Below are 17096 nucleotides of genomic sequence, written 5' to 3' on the forward strand. Positions count from 1 at the left end.
AAAAATGGAGAAAATTAAACATTAAAATCTCTCTTTGGATTAAAAATGTAAATTAAGAAAAAAAACAATATAGATACCCCTAAAAAGTACTGATAGTAGTGATTGGCGTTTTGCGATTTCACAAGGGTTTCTGATGATGACATTTTTTTATTCAGCGCATCAATAATCCTGTCCGGAGCTTCATTAACGTTATTTCCGTCAATATATGATCCACCGGTAGATTCAGCCATTTTTTTCAAAGCGCCGGTCTGTCTTTTTGAAATAACAGTTTCTCCGGTCCTGTCGGATTTATATCCCATCAATTGTCCGAAAACATATTCCGGAACAGGAGCGCCTTCGTCGGATCCGATCCCCACGGATGTTACCATAATCCCTTCCTTATTGGCAAGCTTTATCGCAGCGTTATCATTTCCTTCGTTGTCTTCACCGTCACTTAGTAAAACAATCTTACGGGCTCCCTTACTTACATTTTTAAACTTATTCACGGCTGCCTGCATGGCTTTCAGGAAATCCGTTCCCTGGATTTGCATAGAACTCGTTTCAATAGCGTTAATATAGGTTTCAGCAGAAGTATAATCTGTGGTTAGAGGCATAATGGAAGTAGCTTCGCCTGCAAAAATTACAATCCCCACTTTATCGCTTCTCATTTTTTGCATGGTATTGATCATGAGGTTCTTTGCTTCAGTCAAGCGGTTAGGATTAATGTCTTCCGCATTCATCGAATTGGAAACATCCAAAACAAAAATGACATTATTCAATTTCTGATTGGTCTTGATTTCCTCAGAACCATTTAATAAATCGATGATCGCAAAGATTAAAAATAATGTTCCTAATAGATACAGCGTCGGGAAAATCTTTGTAAAGCCTGATTTTTTTTCGAAAAGCTCCTCATGAAACTTATGATCTGCAAAGATGATTTTCCTTTTATTCTTCCATTTAAGATAGCGAACCAATAAAAATCCGAGCAGCGGCAAAAGCAACAGCAACAACAAAAACCAATAATTTCCTAAATACCAATCCATCAGCTCAAAAATTTATAAAACATCCATCTTAACAATGCATCCATAACAAGCATTCCCAAAGCGATCCAAAGAAATATTTTAAAATACTCCTGGTAATTATACAGCTTGGAAACCTTTACATCAGATTTTTCCAATTGGTTGATTTCATCATACACTTCTTCAAGACTGCTGTTTGATGTAGCCCTGAAATATTTTCCTCCCGTAGTCTGAGCAATTTCCCTTAAAACAGGTTCATCTATCTTCACCTCAGTTTCGGTAAATACAAGATCTCCGAAAATATCGGTTTGGGTAGGCATCAGTGCATATCCATTCGTTCCAATTCCTATACAATAGACTTTGATGTTATTATTCTTAGCCAGTTCAGCACCAACTTGTGTAGGCATAGCATTTTCGATCGTATTCACACCATCTGTCATAAGAATAATAATCTTACTCTTTGCCTTACTGTTTTTTAAGTGATTCACCGCTACGGAAAGCCCTTCACCGATAGCAGTTCCGGGTTGAAGCTCCAATGGATTGAGATTTTTCAATTCATCGATGACCACCTGATGATCAGAAGTTACAGGAACCTTAGTAAATGCCTCTCCCGAATAGGTAACCAGCCCTAATCTGTCATTAGGCCTTTTTTCAACAAATTTTACAGCAATATCTTTAAGTGCCGTTAGACGGTCGGGAGTCAAATCTTTAGCAAGCATACTTAAAGACACATCTACGGACATCATAATATCAATTCCCTTTGTATCATCTCTATCCTGTGAAATCGTAAAGGTCCTTGGCCTTGCCATCGCAATAATAAGTGCCGAAAGTATGATATATTTTGAAATCTTAAGTAAAAAAAGCACAGCAAGAATACCACCGCTGTTATCCATATTTTTTACAGTAGGTACTTTTATACCTTTTTTCTTCTGTTTGCTCACATCCCTGAATAAAAGGGGAATAAACAACAGGAAAAGCAGCAAAAACCACGGACTATAAAACTCGAAATTAAACATCCTTTCTTAAGTTTTCAAATTCAAGATCTTTGGAAGATCTTTTTACAAATTCTCTGATATCTGCAAGATCCCTTTCCATGGTCTTCTGATCGGGGAATGTTTTAGCAAATTTCACCAGATCTCCTCTGAAAAATACCTCTTCCACTATCTTTTCATTTTCCAGAGATATGGTATTATTCTGTTTCATAAGATTCACCAGATCATCCGTAAGTAATACATCAGCTGGTAAATGATATTGTTTGGTAATAAACTTCCTGGAAATATCAATAAGTTCTACATAAAAAGAACGGTAATTGCCTTCTTCTATATATTTTTTCTTTTTAAGTGAATCCAGCTCTTTCAACGTTTGGTTTGTTGCTACAACCGGCTCACTTTTTGACTTCCTGCCCCATTTAAGGTACATAATAATCGCAATAATCAATGCAATTAATGCCAAAGCAGCCAGTATATACCATTTATAGAGCTCCCAGTAATCCCTGGTTTCCAGTTTTACTTCCTTATTCTTCATGATATCATTAATCTGATCTCCTTTTTGAGCCGTATTAATAACATCTATTTCATAGGGAATGGTCTTTAGGATTTTATCTCCCACTTTAAATTCCAATACCGGAATAGTAAATTTTCCCTCTTCAAAAACCGCAAATTCTATCTTTCTTTCATAAGTATTTGCATTCGTTCCGATGCTGTCCTTCACCTCTTCAAAATGAAAAGGCAGGAGCTCATTTTTAGGAGCTGCACCCACCGGCTGATTATTGAGATTATCAATTTTGATCACAAAGTGATTAACCTCTCCCAAAGCCAGTGTCTGTTTTTCGAGGTGCGAAGAAAGTATCTGTGAAAAAGCATTAACACAGATGAGAGAACATAATATAAAAAGTATTTTTTTCAATTTCAATTCAATTTTGGCTGTAAGCCCCTTTAATTCAATTATTTCTTCTGAAAATAATTATACAATAGTTTTGAATAATCCTCACCTGCAGCTACATTCATAAAACTGGCAGAACTATTGGCAAAATCCTCTTCTATGGCCCTTACTTTCTGTTTCTGGGCTTCAGCAAAAGTATATCTCCATCTTGCATTTGAAGTATTGGCCCAAACCTGCTTCCCTGTTTCAGAATCATAAAATAATGCATAGCCTACATCCGGAATCTCGTTATCTTTTTCATCATAAATCCTCATTCCTAACAACTGGTGTTTTTTAGAGGTCACCCTAAGCATTTTAGAATCATAAGCATCTTCAAAATCAGAAAAAAGAAACACTAAGGATTTCCTCTTGAAAATGCCCATCATATATTCCAGAGCTTTATCTATTTTCGAAACAGCAGGAACATAATCTGCGGTTAAAATATTACTGATAATAGAAAGGATATGCTTTCTTCCTTTTTGCGGCGGAATGACTTTGTATACTTTATCAGCAAACAGGATTAGGCCAACTTTATCATTATTTCCAGCCGCTGAGAAACCCAGACTGGCAGCGATTTCCGCCACATATTCTCTCTTTAACTGGGTTTTTGTCCCATAATCCATGGAAGCTGAAATATCGACCAAAATCATCATAGTAAGTTCCCGCTCCTCTTCCATCACTTTTACAAAAGGCTCACGGAAACGGGCTGTTTTATTCCAGTCAATTCTTCTGATCTCATCTCCAAACTGATAAGGCCGGACTTCTGAAAAGGTCATCCCCTGCCCTTTAAAAGCACTGTGATATTGTCCCATCAAAGTAGCTTCCGTCTTCTTTCGGGTACGGATCTCTATTTGTTTTACTTTTTTTACAATATCTTTTATCTGCATACAATACTAGAAAATTTAACGTTCATGGCCTGGAAGAAAATGTAAAATTTCAAGCATTTAATTTTCAACTTCCTGTTCCTTATTCCAGCTTCCGTCTTTGAAATCAATCGAGACATTCAGCCACTCATTATCAAATTTAGGATGGTATTTTTTATAGAAATTAATTGCAGGCTCATTCCAATACAATACCTGAAACATCATTCCACTGTAATTATTGGATTTTCCAAATTCCACGGTTGCATCAAATAATTTTTTACCGATCTGTTTACCTCTCATCCTTTCTGTAACCACAAGATCTTCCAGATACAACCTTCTTCCCTTCCATGTTGAATATCTGTTATAGTATAAGGATATTCCGACAATTTCAGCATTTACCTCTGCTACAAAAGCTCCCCAAACAGGTGCATCTCCAAATCCGGCATCAATAAATTCTTCCAGAGTTACCGTAACTTCATGCAAAGCCTTTTCATATTCGGCAAGTTCCCTGATCAGCTCCAACATAGGAACACAATCTTCAAGGACAGCTTTTCTAATCACAACATCATTCATAAATATTAAGGTGCCTGGATTTTTGCTAAGATCCTGTGAACAATTTCTTCCGATGATATCTCTTCTGCTTCTGCTTCGAATGTTAAACCAATTCTATGTCTTAAAACATCTTTGGCCAATTCTTTTACATCTTCAGGAATCACAAAAGCCCTTCCTTTAAGAAAAGCATATGCTCTGGAAGCAATTGCTAAGTTAATGGAAGCCCTTGGAGAGGCTCCGAAGCTAATATAGTTTTTAAGATCCGCAAGACCGTAATTTTCAGGATAACGGGTGGCAAAAACCATATCAAGAATATATTTTTCGACTTTTTCATCCAGATAAATCTGGTTGATCAGTTCTTTAGCATCTACAATATCCTGCAGTGAAATGACAGGCTGAACAGATGGTTGATGAGAGGTGGAAACCATTCTCATCACCTTTCTTTCATCTTCAAATTCAGGATAATCAATTTTACATTTCAGCATAAAACGGTCGCTCTGTGCTTCAGGTAATAAATAAGTTCCCTCCTGGTCAATAGGGTTCTGGGTAGCCAATACCAAAAACGGCTTCGGAAGCTTCATCGTTTCATCTCCTATCGTCACCTGCTTCTCCTGCATTACCTCCAAAAGAGCTGACTGCACCTTGGCCGGAGCTCGATTGATCTCATCCGCAAGCACAAAGTTGGCGAATACCGGACCTTTTTTTATAGAAAAGTCATTGTCTTTGATATTAAAAATCATGGTTCCTACCACATCCGCAGGAAGCAGATCCGGAGTAAACTGAATCCTTGAAAAATCACCGTGAACGGCATCAGCCAAAGTTTTTATCGCTAAAGTTTTAGCCAATCCAGGAACACCTTCCAACAAGACATGCCCATTTCCTAAAAGACCCACCAAAAGCCGGTCTATCATATATCCCTGTCCAATAATAACTTTATTGATTTCCTGTCTCAGAAGCGTAAACAAATAATTCTTTTCCTTTACTTTCTCCGTGAGCTGGCGAATATCTTCTGCCTGGTATGTATCTGACATAGCTTAATTTAAAATAGTTGGTAAATTTCTAATAAATACTTGCATTAATCAACATAATGAATGCCATTTTTGAGTTAAAGTTTGTTAAATATTTTCGGGATTTAACAGAATATCTAGAAAATCTATCTCAGTCTAATTTTTAAATCAATTAAGCAGATAATAAAAAAATAAAGTATTTTATATTGATATTTTAATATTAATTAGTATTAAAAACACTCATAATGATCCACCCAGGTTTTAGAATCTTTAATATTATTTTCTTTATCAAAAACAAGAAGGTATTTATGAACACTTCCACAATATTTTAATCCATTAGGTGAGTTAGAAATAACGTCTATTCTTAAAGAATCATTTATTGATTTTGTGAACACTGCAATATGAGAGGGACCTTTGAATTTTTCTTGTTTGAAAGCTTCTGGATTTTTATAATAATCCGATGATTGCCAAGATTTTTGCCAGTATAGTTTACTTATTTTCGACAAACATTTATCTTTCTTTAGAACTTTGTCACTACTTTTATCAATGTTTAACCACTTTCTATAATCTTGAGTTGTATTAATAGGATATAATCTACTGTAGACCGTTATTCCATAAGCTTTAGCAAGGAGTATTTCATTATAAGACTTTTCGACTCCCTTATCTTTAAAGTCTTGTTTTATAAATTCATACCCCTTCTTATATTGATCACAATTACATTGCCCCAACAAAATATTAAAACACAATGTTAATAATACAATTATATATTTCATTTTCTTAATTTCTTGGAGTTAATATGTATAAATTTTTCTTACGATCAATCTTTTTAAAATCTCCGTCCATAATTCCGGATTCAAAGGGACTAAAATTATATTTCTTACTATTTAGAAGAATACTTGCAGGACTATAAGATTTTCTTTGACCAAATGGTAGTTTAAAAATTTTTGTTGCATCTAATTCTGTCCTAATAGTATTTATAACTTTTTCATTTGCCCCAGGCAAACCATAAATTACATTTTGATCCTCAAGACCATTATACATATGACTTACTTCATGTAAAGTTGTCATTCCATATCCCATTGTTAAGGGATTTAAAGCTGAACTTGCACCACTAATAAAATTATCAACTTGATTTGTATTGATGTTCAGGTCGAAAACTTGTGTATATCCTGCTTTTCCATCAATAGTTTCACCTCTTCCCTGTATTTCTTGTATTGAGGAACCTCTCGTATTATCTGAATTAATTTGGTAATCTGTCCTATGATTATCAATAGCTCCTTTTAACATATCACGAGCTGTTTTACTTCCTTCTGCATCAGCAGACTCTTTATAACTTAGCTTTCCGTCCTCACTAACTGATAATTTTAATCCTGTTTGTTGTTCTAGATCACTTACAATTTTATTTCTTGTTTCTTCTGAAATATTTTTACCAAATGTAATATCCTTATTTTGCATACCATCCGGATCAATAAATCTAATCGGGTTATTGTAAGCATAAACATATGTTGACCATCTTCTTGAAGTTTCCGCCAGCGGATCTACTACACCCCATCTACCTAAATCAGGCATATACATCCTTGCTCCATAGTCATACATTCCTGTTTCAGTCTGTAACTCTTTACCGTTGTACTTATATTGATACGCTGGATTTCCGGCTAAGCCATTATATCCTTCATGTTTCAATCCAAACGGATAATAATTATTTTCTTCAATAATCTCTATTCCTGATATCCCTTTCTTATAGCCCAATCTAACATTTCCTAAGTGATCTGTATAATTGTAAATATAAGAATTATTTGTAAAATCATAATAACCTTCAGCAGTAGGAACAAACTTCAAATCTAATGTTGGCTTTGGACACTTTGGACAGTTTACTCCCGGAATAGATTCCATAGAATATTGAAATCCATCGAAGTATTCTATTGAAGATTCGGAAACATCAAAACCACCAGTTGGATTTTTTTGTTGATAATTGTACTGTTTTCTTAATTTACTTCCATCTGCCCTATACAAATATGTACTTGTACTGGTAAATATTCCTGATCCTTTATCTATTTTTATATTAGTGGGTAAATTTAGAAAGTTATAGGTTATATTTTGAATACCTTTATCCTTATGACTTGTCATATTTCCATTATTATCATAAGTAATTTCATTTGGAGTTGCAAAATAAGGATATCCTGATGAATTCTGAGAAGCTTCTGCGACTTTTGATAATCTGTTTCCAGTGTATGAATACGTAAGATTATCTATCTGCATGGCAAGGCCATTGGTTGTATTTTTTGTATTTCTGTATAATCTTGTAATATTTCCATTTAAATCATATTCCGAAGATTCCCCGAAATGATTTTCCTGTGGTACTGTACTATTAGGTTCAGAATAATGTCCGTAATTAAGTCTGTTTAAAGTATCATAGGAATAAGAATATCTTCTTAATACGCTATCTACAGAAGTTTTCCAGTCTACTTCTGCAATATTCCCATTGTATCTTGAAATAGCAAATAACGTATTAACTGGATTATTATACCTAACCTCGTACCCAAAAAGTTTTCCATTGAGATTTGAAGGATCGTTAATTTTAGTCATCCAACCTCTAATGTTGTATTTATAATCCACTTGCTGCAATGGAGTTGTAGTACTTACTCCTCCTACTTTTTTAGATTCTAACTGGGAAATTTCATTGTATTTGTTTTGAGCCAGATATTCAATAACACCACCATTAACCTGATGGGTGTGGGTTAATAACCTATTTTGCGGGTCATAAGTGAAATTCTCGACAATAACCTTTTCAGTATCTGCGGCTAATCTTTTATGCCTTGTTATAAGCTGTTTAACTGTGCCGGCAAAGTCCAGTTCAGTTTCTGTTTTAGTGTATCCTCCCAGGTGATTAACGGAGTGAGTTCCTACCACTCTTCCTTTGCTATCATAATAGGTATAATTACTGGTCCAGTTATCATCTTCTATATTTTTAACCACACTCATCACAGGAAGACTTTTGGTACTCACTGGATTTGATGTGGAACTATCTGTTATGACAGGTGTCCCTAAAATATTGGTTGGAAAGGTTGGATTAAAGCTGTATACAGGATAGGTATCATAATAGTTGATACTTAAAAGAGTGGTAATGGTATTAGGATAACTTGAAGCATTATTCGTGTAATAAGCTCCCCGGCCTCCCACAATAAATCCTACGGAAGTAGTTCTTGTTACGTTGTTACTTCCCACAGCATCGGCCTTTACTTGCTCAGCAGCCCTCCCTATTGTTCCGGAGGTTTCTGTGGAGGTGTAGATTCCTGTATAAGCAACTCTTCCAAACTGATCATACTTGGTAAAAAGCCACTGTTTATTAGCTCCCATTACAGCATCCTGGGTCATGATCAGCCGATCCTGCTTATCATACACCATAAACTCATAATCCTTACCCGGAAGTTTCTTAAGAATAAGCCTGTTTCTTCCATCATACCGGTAAATATAACACAAACTTCCCAGCACCGTATTAACGTCAGCAACCACAGCCGCTTTAGGAGGAATGATAAAGGCTAACTGATCAAATTCGTTATAAACATAATAAGTATCTGCATTTTCAGTAGGGCTAATAACTTTTCTAACCAGAATAGTCTGACCTTTTCCATTCTTAAACTCTATGGTCTTATTGCCATCTTCATCTGTGATTGTATTTTTATACAATTGACTCGCGCCATAGTTTACTGATTGGCTGATGGCAGAAGACGTGGTTCCACTGGCCCAACTTGTTACTGTTACGTATTTTTTAACTTCTGTTGCGGTGTTGGTTCCATATTCAAACCTTACAGGTTTATCATTCCACGCTGTTCCTACTTGTTTTTGTTCTAGTAGCCTATCCAAAGGAGAATTTTCCAATGTCTTTTCAGCATAGATCTTCTCCTGTCCGTAAGGAGTATTTATGACATTGGCTAAAGGGTTTGAAACAATACCTCCGTTTAAGGTCTGTCCCTGAGGAATAGGTAAATAATCTTTTATCTGCCTTCCAAAGCCATCATATTCAATAGGGGTAACCACATCTTTTCCCTGGGGAGATGCTTTTATATTCACAACCTGCTTAGGTCTACCAAGACCATCAAAATACTGAACGGTTTCTGAAGTTTTAATCGGCTGATTATTGGCATCATAATCAAGAATGGTCTTTGAATATACATAGTTTTCCGTTGGAGAAAGCTGGGCTTGAAGCATTCCTGTCACAAGCACTCCAATAGGAATTATTATTTTTTTCATCGTGTGTTAGTTTTTGTAATTGTACTTGAATTCTTTAATCAGGTTTCCTGTTTTAGAATCCTGTCTTATTTCCTTTAATCTATTGGCCGTATCATAGATATATACTTCCCGGATCCCTGATGGAGGAGTAATACTGGTTACTCCGATTAAAGGATCATAAGTATACGTGGAAATCTGATATGCAGACAAACCAGAATTCTTTCTGAAATTATCCAAGGCTGTAATTAGTGCCGGTTCATTAGCTGGATTAGCTGCATCCTGATCTGAAGCATCTACTATCGCTGTAATCAAACCTAAACTTACCAATTGAGCATAAGTGGCACCTTGTACTTTGGCAATAGGTTGTGTATTATTATATCCCCAAACGACAGATGTCGGAATTCCGTCTTTGGTGGTGTACTGTTGGATATTTCCTTTAGAATCGTATTTATTATAAGTAACTTCTGTAGATGGGGTATTGTTTTGGATGTCATACGATAAGCTAGATAGGGGAAGTATTAAACTTCCTGTTGCTACAGTGGGTAGTGATAGAGGATACAATACTTCTATTTTAGAAATTGTTTTATCATTCAGCTTATTGTCTATGCTAATAGGAATGCCTACCATATAAGCATTCATCATTGCTTGATTACTAATATCAAATGCGTATTTATAATTAGTCTTATAAACATTTCCATCACTCTGTGTTGTCCAGGTTAATGTAGGAACATTATAAATATAATTATAAAAATTTTGCTCGGTTGTTTCTACATTTTCAAAAATTGTTTTTTTTTGATTTAGGAAACTGGTATTAAAATTCACATAATGTGCGTCTAAAAGAGAACCATATGTAATACCATCTAAAAGGACAAACGGAGGATTACTAAATTGTTGACCAAATTGTTTATAACTAAAGGTATATGATTTTATATAATCAATATGCTTTAAATAAGAGTATGTCGTTTCAGAGATTTTCTTAGTAGATGAATATAAAATTTCTCTACTAGGCTTTCCTCTCATGAGGGAGAATGAAGTATAAGGTAATTGTTTGTACATACCTATATTATTCCATCCAAAATAAGCTATTCCTGCAGTATCATTAAAATCCGAATTATCAAAATTAGTAAAATAGGTTTCTTTTTTTCCACCATTATCGTCTATCTCAGTCACTTTACTATAACCTATAGAATTGTCTTCGTCTTTTAGCCTCTGATAGGAATGAGAAGACCATTCCCAAAAAGACAAATTAGGTGATACTTCACTACCTTCAATAATATAAAGAGGTTTGTATGGTAATATACCGCTCGATCTTCCGTCGTCATTAAGATATGAGTAATTTTTTTGAAAACAATTATTGTTTTCATTACAGGATTTAATTTTTTGAATTCTAAGTCCCCCTGCAAATTCATCATTAGCAGTTGAACTTATTTTGAGAGGACTTTGTGTTATTTCTTTTTCTCCATATTTTGAATAAGTGTTCAGCTCATAAGTAAAATATGTACTCCCACCAGTAGGATAAATTACCTGTTCTAAAGTACTTGCTCTAGAAAATGATAAACTCGGCGCTTTAGATTGAGGATAATTATTTTTAAGAAAATCCCTTAATTGTTCAGGGGATAAATTAGATGTGTTAGATGATAAAAGTGTATTTCCATTGTAGTATCCCCATTCATCTGTAGAAGTACTTAGATAATCAGGAAGTTTTTGTGCATTGTACAAAAATTTATATTTCTCTATTCCATTTATTATCAATTCATTTAAGAGTAAACGATCGCTTGGAATATTATTATAATTAAACAGAATACTTTTAACTACATGCCCCATCTTGTCTTCTATGCTTATATTATCTAATTTATACCAATGTTTAAAATTACGATAGCTGCTCATATGATGAGTATAAAATCCACCCCAAGTCCCAATGGCATAATCAAAATCTCCATATTCTTTTTGATTGGAAAGACTTTTATTAAATCGGATTATAAAATCTTCACCCTCAATTTTATCTAAATAGGTGTTATGAAGCCTATTCGTTCCAATCTGATTAAGGTTTCCACCTGATGAAGAATTGTTTGTCCAAGGACCAGCATCTTTTTTATTGTAGAATACGTATCCCCCTTTATTATTTAAAAACACAGCTCTTTCATCTCTGACATATGAAAATAATATTTTTTTATTATCAGTAAATTTTATTTCTTTTAAATACCAATTACTTACAAATACTTGAGGATTAAATGTATCAATATTTTCATCAGTTGATGTAAATTCTAAAGCATTATCATCATTTCCAAATACAGCTTCAGTCCCATCATCAAAAATGATAGTAAAACCATATAAAATTCTTTTTATTGTAGTTGTTTTGGGAGCAATATAATCTCCTCCTAATATAGCTTTCTCATTGAGTTTAAAATCATATTTATAACCATATGTAATTTTAAATGTTCTACCGTCTCGTGTTCTACCAATCCATTGACCTTTTTCATTTAAATAAAAGCTACCCGTAATTCCACAAAAATTTAAAATAAATTCATCTGGACCTGGAACTACTCCCCACTCATTACTTGCAATATATTGAAGATTGTTTTGACTATAAGTTTGTAAAGCCTGCTGACTAGCCCAAGAAGGATTGTCTAAGGTTGAATAATTATCTAAATAAGAAAATTTGTTATAAGGTGGAATATTATTTTGATAAACTTCGTCCACTCCGCCGTTCACAATTCTTGAAATAGTCCCTCCAACTTCTAGATTCCATCCTAACCCTGTCCAAGTAGGTATTATTTCTGGCTTTACAGATTTAACATTATAATTTAGTGATATTTCAAAAGGTTTTCCACCTATTGAATTACTAAATAATGGAATACTAAGCGACGGTGTCCCCTTATACATGTTTACGGGGATCTTACCATTTATTGCGAAAGCAGTGGAATTAGGACTCTGAGGAAAAAAATTTGTTATTTGTGAAACTTGTGAATAAACTAATATAAGGTTTGATAATATTAGAAATACAATAATAAAATATTTTCTCATGGTTACTTTTTAATAATTTTATAATTAACTTTTTTACCTGTATCTGCCTTAATCACCACAAGGTAAGCACCTTGTATTAGCGGCTGTGTATTAATCTTCGTTACCTTATTCTTGGTTTTCAAAGTCTGAAGCTGTCTTCCTCCCATATCATACAAAGTAATATCCGCTTCCCTGAAATCAAAGCCTATTTCTATATAAGCATAATCTGATACCGGATTCGGGTAGATCTTGATATCCTGTTTTTCAATCAACTGATCCAGTTGTTTATCTCCCAGCTTCACAATCTTCCAGTTCTCCTTCCCTAATTCCTCTGCACTGGTTCATGCTAAAATGATGGAACCATCCCTGTTCAGCTTAATATCCGATAATCTCTCCTCTCTCTTTTTGGATTCTCCCTTCACATGCTTTCTCCACTGTTCATTTCCATTATGGTCCAGATACAGCATCCAGAATGTTTCATCATCTGTTTCTATTCTTCCTTCTGCCTGAGTATATCCGCCTAATAAAATTCCTTTAGTTGAGGGTTGAGAGTTGTCAGTTGATAGCTGATTTAGGGCAGTCATACCCATTAAAACATCTCTGTTTTTGAAATTGTAGGATTTCTGCCAGTGTTCATCTCCTCTTTCATTTAAAGAAACCAACCATAAATCTGTACCTTCTTCTATTCCTACTGTCTTGTTTCCGGATCTCTCACTTCTGGATTCTCCTCCGATGAGATAACCGTTTGAGGTTAAAGCCAGTGTTCTTAGATGATCATCTCCTTTTCCTCCCAGGTTCTTTTCCCATTCTACCTTTCCCTCTTTGTTTAGTTTTATGATCCAGTAGTCTCCTTCACCAAAGTTTTCAGTGGTTTTTGCATAACGGGATACGGAATCTGAGGTTCCTGTGGCTGAATTTTGATTCCCGGAATCGGAAACACGAAACTCAGAACTTCTTGAATAGATTCCCAGAAGTGCTCCTCCGTCTCTTGTGGGGATCATCTTTTCCACTTCATCTAATCCCCTTCCTCCTAAAATAAGTTGTGAGAGTTCTTTTCCGTTTTTATCCAGTCTGATCATCAGGATATCTTTTGAACCATAACCTTTGGATGCATTCTGAACATTTCCGGCTACAACAAATCCTAAATCTGTGGTTTGGATAACTGCCCTGGCTTCTTCATCTGCACTTGTTCCCAAAGTCTTCTGCCACAATTCATCTCCAAATTCATTAATCCTGATGAGCCAGATATCTGATCCTCCTTTGGAGTCATCTTTTTTATCTATTCCCTTTCCGGAATATGAGGTTCCTGAAATTAGAAAGCCTCCTTCCTGGGTAGCTACGGTAGAAGACAAATAATCATGATTGCCTCCTGCGAAATATTTCTCCCAAACCTGGTCTCCCTGTTGGTTCAGCTTCACCAAATGAAAGTCGTAACCATTATTTTGCTGGGTGCTTCCTGCATCTTTCTTCTGGTTTCCTGCTTGTATGACACTTCCTGTAATCAAATACTGCTGATCGATTGTTATGGTTACCTGGCTCAGGAAATCCTGGGTTGAGGATTTGATATCTTTTTGCCAAACCACTTCCTGGGCTGATAGCCCGGAAATAATGCACATAGAAAGTACACTGAAGTAGAGTTTTTTCATGCCTTGTGTTTAATTGTTAATTGATTTTTATAATTGCCATAAAAGTAATCTTTTTTATCTCACAACGAAAAGACTTATCTATAATATTTAGTATTAATTATTTATTATAAATACAAACCTAATGCTTCAAAGCGCCAGAACTTGTCGTCTTATAATAACATTAATAACAAGTTATAGGTTGGAAAAAATTTATGACCATGTATTAATAAAAAGGTTGCTTGTCTGAATTTAATAACTTTTATCTTAATCCTCCGACCAAAAAATTGTCATTTCCAGTTTATTAAACTATTTTTGGAGATTAAAATTTTTGTAAAATGAATTATCATTTTCAGGCTCACAGACAGGTAAGGAGAAACCTTTTGGATATACTGCAAAACACCTCTCATGAAGATCTTTTGCTGATTCCGGACGGTTTCAACAATAATATGTATTGGAATATTGCACATACCGTTGCTACCCAGCAGCTTTTGCATTATTATCTGAGTGGCAACCCTTTCAGGATTGATAAATACTGGATTGAAACATATAAAAAAGGAACGCTGCCTAACCTGAACGTTCAAAAGTCGGAAGTTGAAGATTTAGAGTTTCTATTAACTGAAACTTCAAAGATTTTAATGAAGGATTATGACAGTGATTTCTTTTCGGATTATACACCTTATACCACAAGTTTTGGAATGGATCTGAAGAGCATTCAGGATGCAATTATTTTTAATAATATGCATGAAAGCCTGCATTATGGTTACCTTTTGGCACAAAAAAGAGCAATTTTAGGAGAAAAATATTAAAATGACAGATAAGAAAGACGATTTTATTTTCGGACTGCGTCCGGTAATTGAAGCTATTGAAGCGGGAAAAACTATTGACAAAATCTTTTTGCAGAATGCATTGCAAGGTCCTATTTATGCTGAACTGAAAACAATTTTAGCTCAAAATAAAATACGTCCCAATTACGTTCCGATTGAAAAGCTTAACCGCTTTACAAGAAAAAACCACCAGGGTGTTGTCGCTTTTATTTCAGATGTTCCGTTCCATAAAGTAGAAGACATAGTACCCCAATTATTTGAAGAGGGAAAAACTCCTTTTCTATTAATCCTGGATCGATTAACTGATGTAAGAAATTTTGGTGCTATATGCAGAACAGCAGAATGCGTAGGAATTGACGCTGTGATCATTCCGGAAAAAGGTGCATCCCCTATTAATTCTGATGCCATTAAAACTTCAGCAGGTGCTATTTATAATGTGAAGATTTGTAAAGAGGCCAATCTTGCTCATACTGTAGACTTTCTTCAGCAAAGCGGAATTGCTGTATATTCAGCAACAGAAAAGGCACAAAAGCTTATCTATGATGTAAGCTTTACAGAGCCTTGTGCTATTGTAATGGGTAACGAGGAAACTGGAATTTCCAAGGAAGTTTTACACCATTCCGATGAAAAAATAAAATTACCTATCGAAGGAAAAACCCAATCTTTAAATGTTTCTGTTGCCTGTGGTGCGATTTTATATGAAGCGGTAAGACAGAAAATGGCTGTCTCTCCAAATCTTTAATCCATGAAAACAATTCCGGAAACAGCGTACAGATAATCTAATGCGAGGGAAACAATTTGTCGGCAATATTCCTGAAAAGATTTACCGTAAAAACTATGAAAATCTTTTTTCAAAATATATTACCGGTCCGTTAAATATAAAGCAAATGATAGTTGGCACGAACTCTGCTGACTTATTAACCGGCTATAACGAAAAATGGATGATAATATCTATACCAGGAGTAACTGTAAGGATATTGCAGACAAAATAAATAAAAACAGTAGTAAAAAATTAAAATAAATTAAATGAAAAACATAGCAGCAATAGCGCTAATATCCATAGCATTGGTTTCGTGTAAAAAGGAAACAACAAAAATTACAAAAGTAGATCCCAAAACAGGAAAGACCGTTACAGTGGAAGTTCCGGCTGATTCACTTGCAAAAGTTGCAGAAAATGCTGCAATTAAAGATTCTGCAGGAATTTATACCCAGACTTTTAAACTTGAAAAAGGAAAAACCTATCCTTTAACAACATATCAGAGGGATGTAAAAACAATGACAGATCCTCAGGGGAAAACATTGAACGGAACAAGTGAATCCACAGATGAGATGAGTTTTACTGTAAATGACGTTAAAAACAATATTTACGACATTACACTTAATCTTATTTCCAAAAGAAATTCTCAGACTGCAGAAGGAAAAACTATTGTAGTAGATACTAAACAGCCTATTCCTAAAGAAGATGACCTTAAAATGATCTGGAACATCAACAGGGCATTGACAAGCAATAAACTGAACATGAAAATGGATACAAAAGGAAATGTAATTTCCATTACCGGTTTTGAACCAGTTTATACAAAAGTTTCCAATGCAGTAGGTACTATCGTAAAGGATGCCAATCAGAAAGCTAGTGTTGTAGCAAGTCTGAAGGAAAGTTTTAACGAAAAAGTATTGAAAGACCAGTTCAGCAAAAACCTTACAATTATACCTAAAAAAGGTGTTAAAATAGGTGAAAAATGGACCAATACCGAAAATGCTGATCCTAACGGTAAGATTAAAGTGACTTCAAATTATGTATTAAAAAGTGTTGGAAATGGGATTGCTGAGATTGGCGTAACAGGTGGAATTCCTAAAAAGACCGATAAACAGGCCCAGGGAGCAATGACTCACAGCATCAGCAGTGAGCTGGTACAGAACGGTACTATAAAGTTTGATGAAAATACAGGATGGATCAACAACCAGAATATTACAGTAAAAACAACTCAGATAGAAACCATTTCGGATGGGAAACAATCTCAATCCATGAAAAGCGTTTCCAATTCTTCTGTAATGGTAAATCCATCTGCTAAATAAT

At 34.9% G+C, this 17096-nt stretch carries 14 protein-coding genes; 3 read left to right on the forward strand and 11 right to left on the reverse strand.

What is annotated here, in order from left to right; translation table 11 throughout:
• Window positions 1–14: 14 nt before the first annotated feature.
• From MTQ00_RS09735 to MTQ00_RS09785, 11 genes are all read right to left on the reverse strand, one after another.
• Window positions 15–1022, reverse strand: coding sequence for a vWA domain-containing protein (locus tag MTQ00_RS09735; protein ID WP_172279541.1), 1008 nt, complete (start codon window positions 1020–1022; stop codon window positions 15–17).
• Window positions 1022–2014, reverse strand: a complete 993-nt coding sequence (locus tag MTQ00_RS09740) for a VWA domain-containing protein (protein ID WP_273648648.1) — start codon at window positions 2012–2014, stop codon at window positions 1022–1024. Before MTQ00_RS09740 ends, MTQ00_RS09735 begins: the two co-directional genes overlap by 1 nt.
• Entirely contained in the window at window positions 2007–2903 is an 897-nt protein-coding gene (locus MTQ00_RS09745) for a hypothetical protein (RefSeq protein ID WP_373428024.1), read from the reverse strand. The genes MTQ00_RS09740 and MTQ00_RS09745 overlap by 8 nt, the downstream gene beginning before the upstream one ends.
• Before the next feature lie 38 nt (window positions 2904–2941).
• On the reverse strand, window positions 2942–3805 hold the full coding sequence (locus tag MTQ00_RS09750; RefSeq protein ID WP_273648649.1) for a DUF58 domain-containing protein: 864 nt from the start codon (window positions 3803–3805) through the stop codon (window positions 2942–2944).
• 57 nt (window positions 3806–3862) lie between these two features.
• Window positions 3863–4354: a GNAT family N-acetyltransferase gene (locus MTQ00_RS09755; protein WP_273648650.1), complete on the reverse strand. Its 492-nt coding sequence runs from the start codon at window positions 4352–4354 to the stop codon at window positions 3863–3865.
• Window positions 4355–4359: 5 nt separating this feature from the next.
• Complete coding sequence (locus tag MTQ00_RS09760) at window positions 4360–5364, reverse strand: AAA family ATPase (protein ID WP_273648651.1); 1005 nt, start codon at window positions 5362–5364, stop codon at window positions 4360–4362.
• Between the two features lie 206 nt (window positions 5365–5570).
• Window positions 5571–6113: a hypothetical protein gene (locus MTQ00_RS09765; RefSeq protein ID WP_273648653.1), complete on the reverse strand. Its 543-nt coding sequence runs from the start codon at window positions 6111–6113 to the stop codon at window positions 5571–5573.
• Window positions 6114–6117: 4 nt separating this feature from the next.
• A complete protein-coding gene (locus MTQ00_RS09770; RefSeq protein WP_273648655.1) occupies window positions 6118–9591 on the reverse strand; it encodes a DUF6443 domain-containing protein in 3474 nt (1157 codons plus the stop codon).
• A 6-nt stretch (window positions 9592–9597) separates the two neighbouring features.
• On the reverse strand, window positions 9598–12594 hold the full coding sequence (locus tag MTQ00_RS09775; RefSeq protein WP_273648657.1) for a hypothetical protein: 2997 nt from the start codon (window positions 12592–12594) through the stop codon (window positions 9598–9600).
• 2 nt (window positions 12595–12596) lie between these two features.
• On the reverse strand, window positions 12597–12875 hold the full coding sequence (locus MTQ00_RS09780) for a T9SS type A sorting domain-containing protein (RefSeq protein WP_273648658.1): 279 nt from the start codon (window positions 12873–12875) through the stop codon (window positions 12597–12599).
• Window positions 12876–12914: 39 nt separating this feature from the next.
• A complete protein-coding gene (locus tag MTQ00_RS09785) occupies window positions 12915–14219 on the reverse strand; it encodes a T9SS C-terminal target domain-containing protein (RefSeq protein ID WP_273648660.1) in 1305 nt (434 codons plus the stop codon).
• A gap of 314 nt (window positions 14220–14533) precedes the next feature.
• Between MTQ00_RS09785 and MTQ00_RS09790 the strand changes: the two genes are divergently transcribed.
• The 3 genes from MTQ00_RS09790 to MTQ00_RS09800 all read left to right on the forward strand — a co-directional run bounded on the left by MTQ00_RS09790 (window position 14534) and on the right by MTQ00_RS09800 (window position 17095).
• Entirely contained in the window at window positions 14534–15004 is a 471-nt protein-coding gene (locus MTQ00_RS09790; protein ID WP_172279557.1) for a DinB family protein, read from the forward strand.
• Between the two features lies 1 nt (window position 15005).
• The gene (gene rlmB, locus MTQ00_RS09795; RefSeq protein ID WP_172279559.1) at window positions 15006–15764 is read left to right on the forward strand and encodes a 23S rRNA (guanosine(2251)-2'-O)-methyltransferase RlmB; all 759 of its coding nucleotides are present in this window, start codon (window positions 15006–15008) and stop codon (window positions 15762–15764) included.
• Between the two features lie 284 nt (window positions 15765–16048).
• On the forward strand, window positions 16049–17095 hold the full coding sequence (locus MTQ00_RS09800) for a DUF6263 family protein (RefSeq protein WP_273648662.1): 1047 nt from the start codon (window positions 16049–16051) through the stop codon (window positions 17093–17095).
• The last annotated feature ends 1 nt before the right edge of the window (window position 17096 follow it).

Source organism: Chryseobacterium sp. B21-037, assembly GCF_028570785.1.
Taxonomy (GTDB): Bacteria; Bacteroidota; Bacteroidia; order Flavobacteriales; family Weeksellaceae; genus Chryseobacterium; species Chryseobacterium proteolyticum.